This window comes from Nocardia sp. NPDC050408 (assembly GCF_044458905.1).
GTDB lineage: Bacteria > Actinomycetota > Actinomycetes > Mycobacteriales > Mycobacteriaceae > Nocardia.
Window position 1 is genome coordinate 168,753 of record NZ_JBITIL010000008.1, and the last position, 14,670, is coordinate 183,422.

13 protein-coding genes and 2 pseudogenes are annotated in these 14,670 nt (G+C 62.4%); 6 read left to right on the top strand and 9 right to left on the bottom strand.

Annotated elements, in window-relative coordinates; all coding sequences use genetic code 11:
- Positions 1-10: 10 nt before the first annotated feature.
- From fgd to ACIBJI_RS24265, 4 genes and pseudogenes are all read right to left on the bottom strand, one after another.
- Positions 11-1,021, bottom strand: coding sequence for a glucose-6-phosphate dehydrogenase (coenzyme-F420) (fgd, locus tag ACIBJI_RS24250; RefSeq protein ID WP_397085953.1), 1,011 nt, complete (start codon positions 1,019-1,021; stop codon positions 11-13).
- Complete coding sequence (locus ACIBJI_RS24255; RefSeq protein ID WP_397086129.1) at positions 1,009-3,594, bottom strand: bifunctional FO biosynthesis protein CofGH; 2,586 nt, start codon at positions 3,592-3,594, stop codon at positions 1,009-1,011. The genes fgd and ACIBJI_RS24255 overlap by 13 nt, the downstream gene beginning before the upstream one ends.
- A 199-nt stretch (positions 3,595-3,793) precedes the next feature.
- Entirely contained in the window at positions 3,794-4,954 is a 1,161-nt protein-coding gene (locus ACIBJI_RS24260; protein ID WP_397085955.1) for an LLM class flavin-dependent oxidoreductase, read from the bottom strand.
- Positions 4,955-5,572: 618 nt separating this feature from the next.
- Positions 5,573-5,881, bottom strand: a pseudogene (locus tag ACIBJI_RS24265) (ATP-binding protein).
- Between ACIBJI_RS24265 and ACIBJI_RS24270 the strand changes: the two are divergent.
- The 4 genes and pseudogenes from ACIBJI_RS24270 to ACIBJI_RS24285 form a co-directional block, all read left to right on the top strand.
- A pseudogene (locus tag ACIBJI_RS24270) lies at positions 5,868-5,942 on the top strand (hypothetical protein); the annotation flags it as partial. The pseudogenes ACIBJI_RS24265 and ACIBJI_RS24270 sit on opposite strands and share 14 nt — an antisense overlap.
- 692 nt (positions 5,943-6,634) lie before the next feature.
- On the top strand, positions 6,635-7,408 hold the full coding sequence (locus ACIBJI_RS24275; protein WP_397085958.1) for an NAD(P)H oxidoreductase: 774 nt from the start codon (positions 6,635-6,637) through the stop codon (positions 7,406-7,408).
- A gap of 243 nt (positions 7,409-7,651) precedes the next feature.
- Complete coding sequence (locus ACIBJI_RS24280) at positions 7,652-8,035, top strand: nuclear transport factor 2 family protein (protein ID WP_397085960.1); 384 nt, start codon at positions 7,652-7,654, stop codon at positions 8,033-8,035.
- A gap of 118 nt (positions 8,036-8,153) precedes the next feature.
- The gene (locus ACIBJI_RS24285) at positions 8,154-9,179 is read left to right on the top strand and encodes an LLM class flavin-dependent oxidoreductase (protein ID WP_397085963.1); all 1,026 of its coding nucleotides are present in this window, start codon (positions 8,154-8,156) and stop codon (positions 9,177-9,179) included.
- 503 nt (positions 9,180-9,682) lie between these two features.
- On the opposite strand, the gene ACIBJI_RS24290 is transcribed toward ACIBJI_RS24285, so the two are convergent.
- Both ACIBJI_RS24290 and ACIBJI_RS24295 read right to left on the bottom strand, forming a co-directional pair.
- The gene (locus ACIBJI_RS24290; protein ID WP_397085965.1) at positions 9,683-10,519 is read right to left on the bottom strand and encodes an IS5 family transposase; all 837 of its coding nucleotides are present in this window, start codon (positions 10,517-10,519) and stop codon (positions 9,683-9,685) included.
- A gap of 191 nt (positions 10,520-10,710) precedes the next feature.
- A complete protein-coding gene (locus tag ACIBJI_RS24295) occupies positions 10,711-11,238 on the bottom strand; it encodes a hypothetical protein (protein ID WP_397085966.1) in 528 nt (175 codons plus the stop codon).
- A 371-nt stretch (positions 11,239-11,609) separates the two neighbouring features.
- On the opposite strand from ACIBJI_RS24295, the gene ACIBJI_RS24300 reads away from it, so the two are divergent.
- Positions 11,610-11,774 carry a transposase family protein gene (locus ACIBJI_RS24300; protein WP_397085968.1) on the top strand — a complete coding sequence of 55 codons (165 nt, stop codon included), beginning with the start codon at positions 11,610-11,612 and terminating at the stop codon, positions 11,772-11,774.
- 76 nt (positions 11,775-11,850) lie between these two features.
- Complete coding sequence (locus tag ACIBJI_RS24305) at positions 11,851-12,108, top strand: hypothetical protein (protein ID WP_397085970.1); 258 nt, start codon at positions 11,851-11,853, stop codon at positions 12,106-12,108.
- 79 nt (positions 12,109-12,187) lie between these two features.
- Here the strand turns inward: ACIBJI_RS24305 and ACIBJI_RS24310 are convergent, their stop codons facing one another.
- The 3 genes from ACIBJI_RS24310 to ACIBJI_RS24320 all read right to left on the bottom strand — a co-directional run bounded on the left by ACIBJI_RS24310 (position 12,188) and on the right by ACIBJI_RS24320 (position 14,634).
- Entirely contained in the window at positions 12,188-12,958 is a 771-nt protein-coding gene (locus ACIBJI_RS24310) for a hypothetical protein (protein WP_397085972.1), read from the bottom strand.
- 206 nt (positions 12,959-13,164) lie between these two features.
- Positions 13,165-14,022, bottom strand: coding sequence for an SDR family NAD(P)-dependent oxidoreductase (locus ACIBJI_RS24315; RefSeq protein ID WP_397085974.1), 858 nt, complete (start codon positions 14,020-14,022; stop codon positions 13,165-13,167).
- Between the two features lie 123 nt (positions 14,023-14,145).
- The gene (locus tag ACIBJI_RS24320) at positions 14,146-14,634 is read right to left on the bottom strand and encodes a hypothetical protein (RefSeq protein ID WP_397085976.1); all 489 of its coding nucleotides are present in this window, start codon (positions 14,632-14,634) and stop codon (positions 14,146-14,148) included.
- Positions 14,635-14,670: the final 36 nt, after the last annotated feature.

Consider the following 14,670-nt stretch of genomic DNA (forward strand, 5'->3'; position numbering starts at 1 on the left):
GGCCATGACATCAGCCGAGCTTGCGCAGCCGCGGCTCGAGGTCACGTTGGAACAGCTCGAGGAACCGACGCTGATCGTGTCCCGGCGCATGGAAGACCAGGTGGTTCAAGCCCCATCCGACGTAGTCCTTGACCTTGTCGACGGCCTCGTCGGGATCCGAGGCAACGATCCAGCGTTTCGCCACCTGCTCGATGGGAAGCTCGTCGGCGGCCTTCTCCATCTCCAGCGGATCGTGGATGTTCGTCTTCTGTTCCGCGGTCAGCGACAGCGGCGCCCAGAACCGGGTGTTCTCCAGCGCGAGCTCGGGATCGGTGTCGTAGGAGATCTTGATCTCGATCATCCGGTCGACATCCTCTGGATCCTTACCCTCGGACTCTGCGCCTTCGGTCATGGCAGGGATGAGCTTGTCTCGGTACAGTTCCTCGCCCTTGCCGGAGGTACAGATGAAGCCGTCGCCTGCGCGTCCGGCGTACTTGGCCACCTGGGGCCCACCGGCAGCGATGTAGATCGGGATACCGCCCTCGGGCACATCGTAGATCGAGGCGCCCTTGGTCTTGTAGTAGTCGCCGTCGAAGTCGACGCGATCACCCAGCCACAGCTCGCGCATCAACCGAACCGACTCGCGCAGCCGCGCGTAGCGCTCCTTGAACTCTGGCCACTCACCGTCGTAACCGGTGGCGATCTCGTTGAGCGACTCGCCGGTGCCCACCCCAAGGAAGATCCGGTCGGGATACAGACACCCCATAGTCGCGAACGCCTGCGCGATCACCGCAGGGTTGTACCGAAACGTCGGGGTCAGCACCGAGGTGCCCAGCACCAGTCGCTCGGTGCGCTCCCCGACCGCGGTCATCCACGCCAGGGAGAACGGCGCGTGTCCACCATCGTGTCGCCACGGCTGGAAGTGGTCGCTGACCGTGGCGCTGTCCATACCGTGCGCCTCGGCCTCCACGGCCAACTCGACCAGCTCACGGGGGGCGAACTGCTCCGCCGACGCCTTGTATCCCAACTTCAGTTCAGCCACGGGTTCCTCTTCATCGTCATGTTGTGGTCGTACGTGGTGGTGCGCTGACGTGCCGGGCGTCCTATGCCCTCGGCGATCGCAACCAGTTCCTCGACGGACTTCGCGGAACCGTTCTCCGAACCCGCCATCCGGGAGATGGTCTCCTCCATCAGGGTGCCGCCGAGGTCGTTGGCGCCACCGACGAGCATCACCTGGCTGCGCTCGACACCGAGCTTCACCCAGCTGGTCTGGATGTTGGAGATCCTGCCGTGCAACATGATCCGCGCCAACGCGTGCACAGCGCGGTTGTCGCGGTGCGTCGGGCCCGGTCGGGCACCGCCGGCGAGGTACAGCGGTGAGGACTGATGCACGAACGGCAGCGGGACGAACTCGGTGAAGCCACCGGTGCGGTCTTGGATGCCGCGCAGCACGTTGAGGTGCCCGACCCAGTGACGCGGGGTGTCGACGTGGCCGTACATCATCGTCGAACTCGATCGCAGTCCGACCTCGTGCGCGGTGGTGATAACGTCGATCCACGCCGAGGTGGGCAGCTTGCCCTTCGTCAGCACCCAGCGAACCTCGTCGTCCAAGATTTCCGCGGCCGTACCGGGGATCGAGCCCAGACCGGCCTCGCGCAGGTCGGTGAGCCACTCGCGGACCGATGTCCCACTCTTGGTGACTCCGTTGGAGATCTCCATCGGCGAGAACGCGTGCACATGCATTGACGGGACTCGCGCCTTGACCGCGCGGACCAGGTCGGCGTACCCGGTGACAGGCAGTTCGGGGTCGATGCCGCCCTGCATGCACACCTCGGTGGCGCCGGCGACGTGCGCCTCCCAGGCCCGGTCGGCGACATCGTCGGTGGACAGTGAGAAGGCGTCGGCGTCGCCCTTGCGCTGGGCGAAGGCGCAGAAACGGCAGCCGGTGTAGCAGATGTTGGTGAAGTTGATGTTTCGGTTGACGATAAACGTCACATCGTCACCAACCGCGTCTCGTCGCAGCGAATCAGCGAGAGCGGCAACAGCATCCATGGCCGCACCGTCGGCGGTGGCCAGGGCGTGGTACTCGTCGTCGCTGCAGCCGGCGGGGTTGCGCTCCGCTGAGCGCAGGGCCGCGAGGACGTCGGTGTCGATGCGTTCCGGGGCTCGCGCGGCCAACTCGTTCACCTTGGCGCGGATCGACTCCCAATCACCGAACGCGCTACCGAGGTCGCTTCGCGTCTCCGTCAGCCGACCCTCGGAGTCGATCGCGGTGTTCAAGTCCGTGCGCCCCAGCGACTCGGTCGCCTCGTCGGGTTCCTGCCACGGTCGCCCGACGGGGTGGACGTCCAGCGCGAAACCCGTCTGCGGATCCGCGAGCGCGGTGACGTGCCCCTGTACACGCGGATCGATCCAGGCCGCACCAGCCTGCACGTACTGTGGCTGAGCGGTGAGTCGCTGCACGAGGTGGTAACCCGCTTCGGCGGTGACCGCTGCGAGTTCTTCCGTTGCGGGCCAGGGGCGTTCGGGATTGACGTGATCCAGTGTCAGCGGCGATACACCGCCCCAGTCGTCGACACCGGCACCGATCAGGGCGAGACATTCCTCGCGTGAGACCAAGTTCGGGGGAGCCTGAACGCGCATCTTCGGGCCGAGGACCAACCGGGTGACAGCGACCGTCGCCAGGAAATCGGCGATCCCTGTATCCGGCGTGCCTGCCATCGCTGTGTGGCTCTTGGCCCGGAAGTTCTGCACGATGACTTCCTGCACGTGGCCGAACTCTTTGTGGGAGGAGCGAATCGCATGCATGGTTTCTGCGCGCTCGGTCAAGTTCTCGCCGATACCCACCAGCAGACCGGTGGTGAACGGTATCGACAGTCGGCCGGCGTCGTCCAACGTCCGCAATCGAACGGTGGGGTCCTTGTCGGGGCTACCGTAGTGCGCCAGGCCTTTCGTCTCGAACAACCGCCGTGATGTCGTTTCCAGCATCATTCCCATCGACGGAGCGACGGGCTTCAGGGCGGACAGCTCCGACCAGCTCATCACCCCGGGGTTCAGATGGGGTAGCAGTCCCGTCTCCTCGAGGACCCGGATCGCCATTGCGCGCAGGTAGTCCAGCGTCGAACCATAGCCGCGCTCGTCGAGCCACTGCGCGGCCTCCTCCCAGCGCGCCTCGGGTCGGTCACCGAGGGTGAACAGTGCCTCTTTGCAACCCATCTCGGCGCCTCGGCGAGCAACGCTCAGGATCTCGTCGGGCTCCATGAACATCCCCGTACCCTGGGCACGCAACTTGCCGGGGACCGTAACGAAGGTGCAGTAATGGCAGGTGTCACGGCACAGATGTGTCACCGGGATGAAGACCTTGCGCGAGTAGGCGATCGGGAGCTCCCCGCGCGGGCCCCGCCGGCCCGCCGACGTCAGTCCGGCGTCGCGGACCCTGGCCGCGCTGGCCATCAGATCCTCGAGCTCGGCGCCACGCGCCGTCATCGCGATGGATGCTTCCTCGACGTTCAGAGCGACCCCGTCGCGAGCGCGTCTCAGGACGCGTCGAAGAGCACTCGCGCTCCGACCCGCCTGAGCGGTCGCAAGATCAATTGATGACACCGTGTTCTCCAGGGAGAGTTGTTAAGATTCCTGCACGTTGCAATACTCGAACCCACTCGTCTGCAGCGGATTCCATGACATACGTCAGCGTGATTTCCTTGAATGTGGCCGTCTCGGAATGAGACCTCGGCCGGTACTCGCGTCGCGTGACCGCGAGCACCGTGCCGAGCTCTCCTCTCACACCCTGCTCGATCGGTGATCGGCCACCGCATCAATCCAACGGGAGATAGGGCATGACTTCCGTGCGGAACAGCTCCATCGACCGCCGGACTGCGGGCGTCTCCGCACCTCCACCGGCGCGGAAGTCGAACAGGAGCTGCGTTATCCGTCCATTCCGGCCACCCAGGTCGGCTATCAGCTGTTCGCGTACGAACTCGGGCGTTCCGACGTACATCGGGAATCCCGGCATGAAGCCGAGGCCCTTGATGTTCCGGAGCTCCTGCGCCGGAGGCCATGTCTCCAACGGTCCCTCGGGCGTGCAACCGAAGCTGTAATGCTTGTGGCGTAGGCGATGGAAGTTCACGAACCAGTGAATTCCATCCTGCGCTTCGTCCCATGCCTGATCATGTGTTTCAGCCAGATGGATGGCCGTGATCTGCGAGACCTGGTGGTCGTCCACAGACTTGCCCAGCTCGATCAGCGCCTCGTCGTACAGCGGGGCGCCGGCACCCATGATGTGATAGCCACGCTCGGCTGCGCGTCGCAGACTCTTCGGACCGAACCCGCCCCACCACACAGGCACCGGATTCTGGATGGGCTTCGTGCTCTGCCAAACGTCGTCGTATTTGAAGAACTCACCATCGAAGGTGACCCGCTCCTCGGTGAAGGTTTTCCCGACGAAATCGAGAAGCTCCCATGTGCGACGCCATGATTCACTCTGCGGAACGTTGAACGCAATAAACTCCTCCGGTGACGCGCCCGGCCCGACACCGATGTCCATACGACCACCGGACAGATTGTCGAGCATCGCGAAGTTCTCCGATACCTCCAGGGGGTTGTGGAGGGCCGGCACGAGCACAGCGGTTCCGAGTCGGATCTTCTTCGTACGCGAGGCGACCGCGCCGAGCATCGCGAAAGGCGCCGGACACCACCTGTCGCTGGAAAGATGATGTTCGCTCACCCACAAGTACTCGAAGCCGAGATCGTTCTCGGCGATCTCGGCATCGTCGAGATAGTCGTTGTAGATGTCGTACAGCGGGCGTGGCCGTGTGGGGTTCTGTCTGATCGTGAAGATGATTCCCAGTGATTTTTTGGGCACGTTACGGTTTCCTCCTACTACATTGGGGCGTTCGATTGTGCTGAGACGTACTGAGGGCCGGGAGACCGGAAGCCGGCGACTTCCTTGAAATCCCAGGGCAATTGCCCCACGCATGGTCGCGTCCCTGCGCCCGGGATCAACACCGCGCGTTCCCGCTGACGGTGACGATCGTTCGAGGTGATGCTCTACGGCGCGAGGCCGTGGCGGAGGCAGGAGGCTCCCGTGATGCCTCCATCCCCGTCGCCTGTCGGTCGTGGCCAGCTCAGAGGTTGCGAGTCTGACATCAGCGACGTATGAAACCTGAACGCGCGAAGGCAGTTTCGGCACTGTTCGTGCCGGCACGTCCGCGTACATGGGCTCGAGCGCCACCGCTCACACGAGGCCATGACGAACGTGGACACTGTGTTGCCAGACCTCTTCATGAGGCATCCCAGGTCGCCACATCAGCGACGAACAGCGTCGGCAATGAGGTAATCGGCGAGAAGGCACGCCGGCGCAGGCGAGCAGGGCCCGGACGACTGAACATCGGAGGCCAACTTGGCCGGCCGTGGTGACACGGTCATTTCGCTATCCCCTGAACATGGTGAAACTGGTTGATTGCCCATAGGCTACAACATATAGGCTCGAATTGTGGCGCAAGTCGCATTATTGTTCGTCTGGCGCCCGAGGCATCTACCTATCAGAAGTTCTCGAAGGCGCTGGGAACGCCAGTGCTCGAGCTCTGCGGGCGGCTCACATGTCCGCAATCCGGAGGGCGTCGGACAGCGAAGACTCCGTCAGCGCCGCGCGTTCGTAGCGGGAGGAGACCGGCTGGAAAAACAGGTTCGCGGCCTCGTTCCCGAACGGGATGTAGCCGACCTCGTCCACCACCAGAAGCCGGGTAGCGGCCAAGCTTTATCAGCTCGGCCTGCAACCGGCTGCGTGATGGGCCTCGGCCAGGCGGGACACCCATTCGGCGGCGGCGAACGCAACCCGGTGCCCGGCCTGACAGGCCCGGATCGCTAACCCGATCGCCAGGTGAGTCTTGCCGGTGCCGGTCAGGAAAACTCATGTCGCACAAGCGCTCAGTCATGCGGTCGCTCGCCGCGGCGGCGATGTTCGCCCGCACGTGTTGATCCTGGACTTACCCCGACCCGGTGATTATCCCGATGTCGTGGGTGGTTGACATGAGAGTCGCTGTGGCGGTGTGTGGTTAGTTTTGATTGCTGGTTCTTGGCTCGGGATAACTCCGGGGGGTCGCACTCTTTGGTTGCGGGAGCAGGGTGGTTCCGTGTCCGGAGAGGAGCGATGATGGGAAACGCTGGGTGAACGGCTGGCGAGGGTCCGCTGGTGGGATTCGCTGCTGGGTTCGAGCAGGAGCTGCTGGCGCGTGGGCACAAGCTCGGTGCGATTGCCAAGCATCTCGCCCTGATGGGTCAGCTGAACCGGTGGATGACCAGCACGGATCTGGCTGCAGCTATCTGTCGGCATCGGTGTTGGAGCGGTTCCTGGCTGCGGCGCGGGCCAGTGGGGCGTCGACGGGGTTCCGATGAATCCGCACCAAAGTGCCCCTTGACCATCAATTGGCGAATGAATACACTTCCGTCCATTAACTACAGACCATATATGCTGGAGCATATAGTCTATAGGGTATGGCGTTCTTGGGCGGAGTTGGGCCGCGCCACCAGCACGGATGTGCTGAGACGATGGAGAAGCTATTGCCGCACGTATTCAATCTTGAGCCGCCGAGGACCTGCCTGGCTGGCGTGGAAGGCAACAGCAAACGCTTGCCTGTGAAGCGAAAGGGAACGACTGATGACCAGTGACACTCGCGACGCTCCAGAGGACATCGGCGTAGGTCGCGCGGCAGAAAACGACCCGGATAGGAATGGGGAGGCTGGGCGAAATGCCCTCGTGGTCGTTGCGCATCACCGGACTGATTCGTTAACCACGTACACCGCTCGCCGCGCGGCTGAGCAACTCCAGGAGGCCGGTTACCACGTTGATGAGCTCAATCTTTACTCCGAGGGATTTGATCCTCGGATGACGGTTGAGGACGAGCCCGATTGGGACAACCGGGAAAAGACCTACTCGGTGGAGGTCGAGTCACACATGAAGCGACTCCTGAAGGCAGACCTCGTCGTTGCGGTCTTCCCAATTTGGTGGGTTCATATCCCAGCCATCCTTAAAGGCTGGATCGATCGGGTGTGGAATTACGGACTCGCATATGGCCGGAGCCAACCTCGGCTCGCCGGAAAACGCATGCTTTGGCTGGCATTGTCGAGCGCAACCGACGACTTCGCACTTGATTTCATTCGCAGCGCCCTGGACGTTTCGTTGAATCAAGGTGTCGCCTACTACTCCGGCTTTGATTTCTCGACCGTCGGGTTACTTCCGGACTCCGAAGAGCATCGCCATCGTTTCACAAAAGACGGAACCATGTACATCGACGCAGCCTCTATCGGCGCAGAACGCGACGAACAGTATCGGCAATTTCACCAGCGAGCAAAGACCACTGTCGACGAATTCATCACGGCGACCGCACCCGAAGCAGTCTCCGCTCAGTTTCGGGCGGGTGGCCGACCTTGACGCCTACTAATCTGAAACAAGACCCGTGGTGTGCAACGACGTAATCGTTTGTGCCGACCTGCGCCTCATGGCCAGGATCGGTCATGCCGGACATCATGGCCAGTCTCGGCTACGTCGATTCCGCACGGCCACCTCGTATTCCCCGAAGTCAGCAACAAAAAGGAGGGGACAACCGGGGTATCCATCGCAGTCTCGAACGGCTGGACCGAACTTTCGTCCAATTATTAGCGCTTAAGGATCAACGTGCGTGCAAGTGAAGCCACACTAAAATTCCTAACCAGATACTATGACGCGATCGAGTCTGCCGACCGCGATCGAATCAGCAGTTACTATACCGAAGACATCACACTGACTTTCGGCAATGATCCGGCAATCCATGGCCGTGAGAAGCTGCTAGAAGTATTCATTCCGATATTAAGGCGCGTTCGGTCTCTGCATCATGATATAGCAAATGCGTGGGAAGACGGCGATGTAATCATTGTTGAAGCCATCGGCGTGTGGAACCTCCTTGATGGACGTTCCGTCAGCGCGAATGCAGTGGATATTTTTGTGCTGACCGACGGGCGTTTCGCCGAGCATCGCATGGTTGCAGATAACACTCCCCTATTCTCGGCTCTTGAAGGTTGAAAACACTAGATTCGTAACCGAATGAAGCATCGAATTTTAGACTAACAATTTCACGATTTCAGTGACGCAGAAACCATGATCGCTACCATGTGCCCGATCTAAGCGAAGGAGACCCTCGGTGGTTAAGCTTGGTGTTGTTCTGTCATTGAGGAATCATCCTGATTATCCTTATTCTCTTGCCGACCTCTACTCCGATTACATCGAAGACGGCGTTCGTGCAGATAGTCTCGGGTTCGATCACCTCTGGATTAATGAACACCACTTCTCGCCCGACAACCTCTGCCCGTCCACTATGGTGACGCTAGCGGCCATTGCCTCTCGGACGAAACGGATTCGATTAGGTACCGGTGTCGTCAATGTGCCATTTCATGATCCGTTGAGGCTAGCGGAGGATGCGGCCGTACTCGATATTATCTCTCGCGGCCGGGTTGATCTGGGTATCGGAATTGGCTCGTCATTGGTAGAGTACCGGACCTTCAACACAAGGAGGGAGGAGGCGTGGCGGCGAACGTGGGAGGCCGCGGATTTCATCGAGCGCGTAATGAAGAACGAGCGTGTCGACTTCGCCGGCGAATACTACCGATATGAGGATGTTTGGCAGAACACCAGACCAGTACAGCCTTCTCTGCCAATCTGGTGGGGCGGTTTCGGCCGGAACAGCATGAAACGCGCTGCTGAGCGCAGTTATCACGTGCTGGCTGCCGCCAGTGACGTATATGACGAAACATTGATCAATCTTGGAAAGTCGATTGACGACCACGAAGTAGCTCAGATCACTGCCGTCCACGTTGCCGAAACCCGCGAGCAGGCATGGGATGAGGCCCAGTACGGTGCGCATTGGTACATGAACTTCCACCGAACGCGGAATAATTGGCCCGCTGGCTACACGTCCTCGGGCCCCTTGGAGACCCTCCCTGCCCCTGAACGGCTTAGGAACGTCGACGGTCTGTTATTCATGCCGGGAATGCCCATCTACATTGGTACCCCTGATTTCGTCAGAGAGGAATTGCTCGCCGACATCAAGGGCAGGGGCGGGCGCATCAGTCAACTGGCACTTCACTTCCGGCTACCTGGCATGCGCACACCGGAGGTGGAACGGTCAATGGAGTTATTCCGCGCCGAGATTATGCCCCATCTGCAATAACCCCACGGGTGACGGTGCCCGCGAATTGTTTCTGGTCAGCGAGCATTCGCGGTCGCCTAGCTCGGATCTTTCGTCGGGGTGATTTTTCAGCCTGATGGATTCGGATTGGTTTTTTGCGGCCGTTTCGGTCGCGGGGCGGCATGATGTGGTGCCTGTTCAGCGGGTTGGCTGCGGGCTTTCCACGGGCCCGAGGTGGTTCGATTCCTTTCGCTTGTGGGGACGTTTTCGTGCTGGTCAGCCGGGTAGTATGCGGGATAGCGCGGTCAGGTTCAGTTCGGTGTAGGGCCAAGTGCGCCGAGAACCGGAGGTGGGTTCGGCGAGCGTGGCGGGCGATGCGGGCCGCGGCCGAGAACAGTCGCTGACGCTCCGGGCCGTCGCGAGTCGTACGCTCTTCGGCGGTGCTCCCGGGTCGGCCAAAAATGCGTCCCTAATCCTTGTCAAATCCGCTGTCGACAGACCTGCCAGCGCTTTGGCGCTGGTCTTAGTGCCTGTGAACAAACTGCTCATTTTCGGGTGCGGGCGAGGCGGCGGGACATGAGGATGATCATCGACCAGGTGACCATGGCTTCGTGGTGTTCGGGTAGTCGTTCGTAGTCGCGGACGCATCTTCGTCGTCTGGTGATCCAGGCCAGGGTGCGTTCGACGATCCAACGGCGGTGCAGGACAACGAATCCCGGTGTCTGGTCGCTGCGTTTGACGATGCTGAGGGTCAGGGCGAGGTGCTGGCGGGTCCAGCTGATGAGTTGGCCGGAGTAGGCGCCGTCGGCCCAGACCAGCGCGATCGTGGCGAACAACTCGCGCAGCTGGGTCAGGGCGGGTCGGGCGCCGTCGCGGTCTTGGACGCTGGCCGGGGTGACGTGCACGAGCAGCAGCAGCCCGAGGGTGTCGACGACGACGTGGCGTTTACGTCCGTTCATTTTCTTCCCGCCATCGAAACCACGGGTTGCGGCGCCGACGGTTTCGGCGGCGCGCACGGTCTGGGAATCGATGATCGCCGCGCTTGGCTCGAGGTCGCGGCCGTCGGCTTGGCGTAGCGCCTCGCGCAGGTCGTTGTGGACCGCGGTGACTTCTCCGCCGCGCCACCAGCGCGTGAACAGGGCATACACGGTGCGCCAGGGCGGGAAATCGACAGGTAGATTACGCCATTTGCAGCCGTTGTCGGCGAGGTAGAAGATCGCGTCGATCACGTGGCGGCGACAGTATTCCTCGGGCCGGCCCCCGGCGCCGTCGAGCCAGACCGGCCAGGGCAACACCGCCACGAGCACCCGCCATTGGGCGTCGCTGGTGTCGGAGGTGTCGCGGCGGGCGGCGGGCGGCGGGTGCCGTGTCCGAACCGGCACGCCACACACCCGCAACCGTTTTCGCCGATACCGATGCCAGCGGACAGGGTTGCAGAGTAGAACGACATCGGCGGGACCTCGTGGGGTGCAGGGGTTGTGGTGACTGCTTGGCTACCACCAGGTCCCGCCCCCGCCACGGTGCCACACCGCAGGGTCGGGAACCAGCCTGTCAACCACCCACTACGCCAACCTCATTCGGCGATCGTGAACGCCCCCGACGGCGCTTGGACAGCCCAACCCCGCGCGACGAGGCGTTTCAGCTTCGACCGCAGCCCTTCCACTTTCGACCGATCGGTCGCCGCGATCCCCAACTCGGTCGCGACCTGCCCGGCCCGCAACCCACGAACACCACCCTGCGCGAGCACCGCCAGGATGTCGCAGTAATCGCCCGGCAGTACCGCCGCCTCCACCCCGGCCCTGCGCGGCGGCACCAACACCAACCCGATCCCAGATCCGACACCACCCGAAACAGGCTGCTGCGCCACAGGTTTCACCTGATCACCGGACTCCTCACCCTGGCTGAGGTCTCCCGCAGGATCGAGGCCACCACCAGCGGAGAGGATCTCGTTCATCGTCTCGCGGGTGACGACCAGCCTCGACAACAATCCCTCGCGGTCATTCAGCTGATCTGTCAACTCCGCGATCTGTCGCCGCAACCGCTCGACCTCCTCAGCGGCCGCGGCCTCCCGCCGGGCGAGCTCCTCACGCCACGCCACCATCGCCGCCTCCAGCAAACTCCAGGCCCCGGCACCGACGATAAGCCGCCAACCACCAACCCGGAAGCCCGCCAGAGATTTCCGCAGCTCACACTGCCGAACCAGCTAAACGATCAGTTTGTTCACAGGCACTTAGCGATACATACACGCCCAAGGACGAATGCGCCTCGGCAGCACACGTTTCACGAGACCATAGGGATGTCCGTGGCCATGAGAAAGTGGCTCTGGCGCACTTTCGATGATCTTGGGTGTGTCGAACCCTTGGTACACAGCAGATTCGGATATAGACCCTGCTCGGTCGTGCTGGCGTGTTGGAGTCGCTGTTCGGGTTGCTGTCACCGCATCTGTCGGGTGTCCGCGTCGATGGAGTCGATATGAGTGGCCGGACGATCCGGTTGGAAGCATGCAGCCACGCCGGATCGGCTGCCTGCCCGGAATGCGGCGGTGTGTCCGATCGCGTGCACAGCCGTTACGAGCGGCAGCTGGCAGACTTGAGCATCGGCGGGCGGGCGGTGTGTATCCGGTTGCAGGCCAGGTGATCTGGTTCGGCACAGATCGGCCAGTGTTCGGGCGATCACGGACAGGTCGGTCACGCAGGTCTGCACGCTCGTCGGCTTGACCGTCGTCCACGAGGACCGCGAGTCTCACGGTGTCGAGACGGCCGGGCTGGAAGCCCCGCTGCTTCCATCGACTGGGGATGTCGTCCACACCCCACCACGCCAATCCGTGCTCGGCGGGCACGTACGTCGCCTGAAGACGATCGACATCGGCATTCACAGCGGACATATCCCCAGTTCTGCTCAGCAGCGCCGACTTTCAGCATCACCCGCTTTGTGCAGACTGTCTCTTTCGTTTGATGAAGCGGAAATTTGACGGAGTTCGGACGATGCCGTCTCAGTTGAACGGCGTCATCGGCGACAGCGCTCCATCGACCGGCCGATTCTCGCGCGCCTCATTTCGCTGCTGCTGCCGCACCTGCGGATTCGACAGCGTCGCCGAACTGTGCCAGCTCGTCGGGAGACAGCACCGCGAAGTACCGCTCGAGCATCGACTTGGTCAGCTCCTCCGCTTCGATGCGCTGGTGTCGATACTCCTCCGGGTCGCGGAAGGGGCCGACGAATCCCATGAGTTCGGCGTAGGCCGGGCCGGTACGCGGCGGCGGGTCTGTTGCCGCGAGAACGGCTTCCAGTGGGGTGAGCCCGGACGCCAGGATCGCGGTGACGTGCGCGGCACCCCTCAATTCACGCAGCACATGGATCGTCAGAGCAGCTCGTCCGGCATCTGATCCCGGCAGCGCGACCTGTCGCCAGCCCGCGAAGATGCCACCGAGCGCTGCGGGCGCAGCGTCGATGACCCGTCGTCCCATCTCGTCAATGCTCTCGATTGTCTCAGGATCGAAATTACCGAGAACCTCATCGCCTCGCCGCGCGAGTACGTCGCGGTAGCGAAGGGAGACCTCGTAATGGGTGAGGGTCTCGGGAACTCCGTGCCAGGCCGCTCGAACTCGATCCAAGGGCTGGAACGCCAGCGCCGACGCGGCGACCTCGTCCGAGCAGGCGCCGAGAACGCCGGCCCTCCCGACGAGCCAGAAGTGGCTACTCGATGCGAACCCCAGCTCGACACCATATGCCCCGGTTGCCTCGGCCTGCATCCAGCTTCGGTTGAATTGTTGTATCGGCGCGAAGACGCGATTGATCGTTTGTGCGGCAGTAGCAGTCGCCACGTTCTCCCTCTCGAGATCGAAATCGGTGATGTGGCCTGTCGGCCCGAATGTTCGCGTGCGACCGATGCGCCGTGCGGATGTCCAGCAACGATCGGAGAAGTTCACGCACCGAAACACTCCACGGCGGCCGCTTCAGGTGAGCGGATCGAGGACCGCACAAAGTGTTGACAGCCGCTCGTGACCACCTGACGCCCCGGATGGTGCGTTCACTCGCCCAGGACTCGGTGCAGGAGGTCGTCGCCTCCACGGGTCCGCCTGATGCCGCGCACTCCGAGACCACCATCAGAAGAGATGACCGTCCCGCTCATCGACGGGGATTGACTCCGCGACCCGAGAAGCAGATAGGCGGCTGCGTGGTCACTCGGCTCCGAGTAAACCCGCAAGGGAGAAGCGTTCCTGATCCGTTCTGCGATCTGATCCGCCAAACTCACGTCGCCGTCAGCCTGGGGCTTACCGGCCGGGGCCGGCACGCCGACGTCCAGGTTGGTGAAGTTCGTTTGCGTGGCTCCGGGCGCCACGCCGTTCACCCGGACATACGGGGCGAATTCGTGTGCCAGTTGTCGCACCACACCCAGCGCAGCATGCTTGCTGGCGATGTAGAGGACTCCGCCGCCATCCGGAAAGAAGGACGAGTTCGACAATGTGACGACGATGCTTCCACGCGTCTTCAGCAACTCGGGTAACGCCGCCTTCGCTCCTGAGATCACGCCCTTTACGTTGACCGCGAAGATCTGATCGAAGGATGTGTCGATCGATTCCCCAGGTATGTCTGCCAATTCGGCGAATCCGACGCCCATGCCGGCGTTCGCGACCAGGACATCCAACTTACCGAACACCGAGACTGCTTTCGCCACAGCGGCGACGTTCTGTGCGTGGTCACGTACGTCGGTGACCACCGTGGTCACCCGGTCACCGAGTTCGTCTTGGACCTCGCCAAGTCGAGCGGGATCGAGATCGGCGACCACCACGCGTGCACCCTCGGCGACGTATCGTCGCACCACCGCCAAGCCGATACCGGATCCACCGCCGGTAACCAGCGCCACTTCTCCGTCCAACCAACCCATGATCTTATGACCTCTCTCAAGTGAAACATTGTCGAAAATATTGATGTTGCTGCCCTGCCGTCTCTGGCGACGACGGGCGCCGTCCTGGCGCGACCGATCAAACCGGTGCTACTACGAGTGTTCTCAGCGCACCGCGGTGCCCCGGGGGATGGCTGACCTGTCGAGATCGGGCACGAGTTCGTAACCGGGCAGGTCGTCGTAGTGGTCGATTCCGCGCTCTGCGAGTTCTTGTGCGATCTCGTCCTGCAGGGCTGCGGCCCTGTCCGAGGAGGACACCAGCACGATCCCATCCGCCATCCCCAGCAGCTGGACATCGATGAGGAGACTCACGACGGCTCGTGGTCTCTCGAGAACGTGGACACGGCCGGGGTCGTCATCGAGGTCTGTCGTGCCGTACACAACCAGCAGGAGCGGCGATGAGCGCTGTGCCTCACATCCTGAGGCTTTCACGTCGTGCGAGATACGCTGGGCCGCGGCGAGATCATGGCAGTGGATGAGAGCAGGAACGCTCGAACGCTCCCCATCGTCGACCGTCGCGATCACCTCCACGCGCGGCGCCCGGTCCACCACCCTGACGAAGAGCTTTAGACGCTTGTTCTCTGGCTGGACCATGCACGACCTCCTCAGACGTCCATCGCAGATGCCGAA

Coding starts and splice junctions, on each gene's coding strand:
- ACIBJI_RS24300 (WP_397085968.1), top strand. CDS start 11,610: ATGAGTGGCCGGACGATCCGGTTGGAAGCATGCAGCCACGCCGGATCG.
- ACIBJI_RS24260 (WP_397085955.1), bottom strand. CDS start 4,954: ATGCGTGGGGCAATTGCCCTGGGATTTCAAGGAAGTCGCCGGCTTCCG.
- ACIBJI_RS24275 (WP_397085958.1), top strand. CDS start 6,635: ATGACCAGTGACACTCGCGACGCTCCAGAGGACATCGGCGTAGGTCGC.
- ACIBJI_RS24295 (WP_397085966.1), bottom strand. CDS start 11,238: ATGGTGGCGTGGCGTGAGGAGCTCGCCCGGCGGGAGGCCGCGGCCGCT.
- ACIBJI_RS24315 (WP_397085974.1), bottom strand. CDS start 14,022: ATGGGTTGGTTGGACGGAGAAGTGGCGCTGGTTACCGGCGGTGGATCC.
- ACIBJI_RS24320 (WP_397085976.1), bottom strand. CDS start 14,634: ATGGTCCAGCCAGAGAACAAGCGTCTAAAGCTCTTCGTCAGGGTGGTG.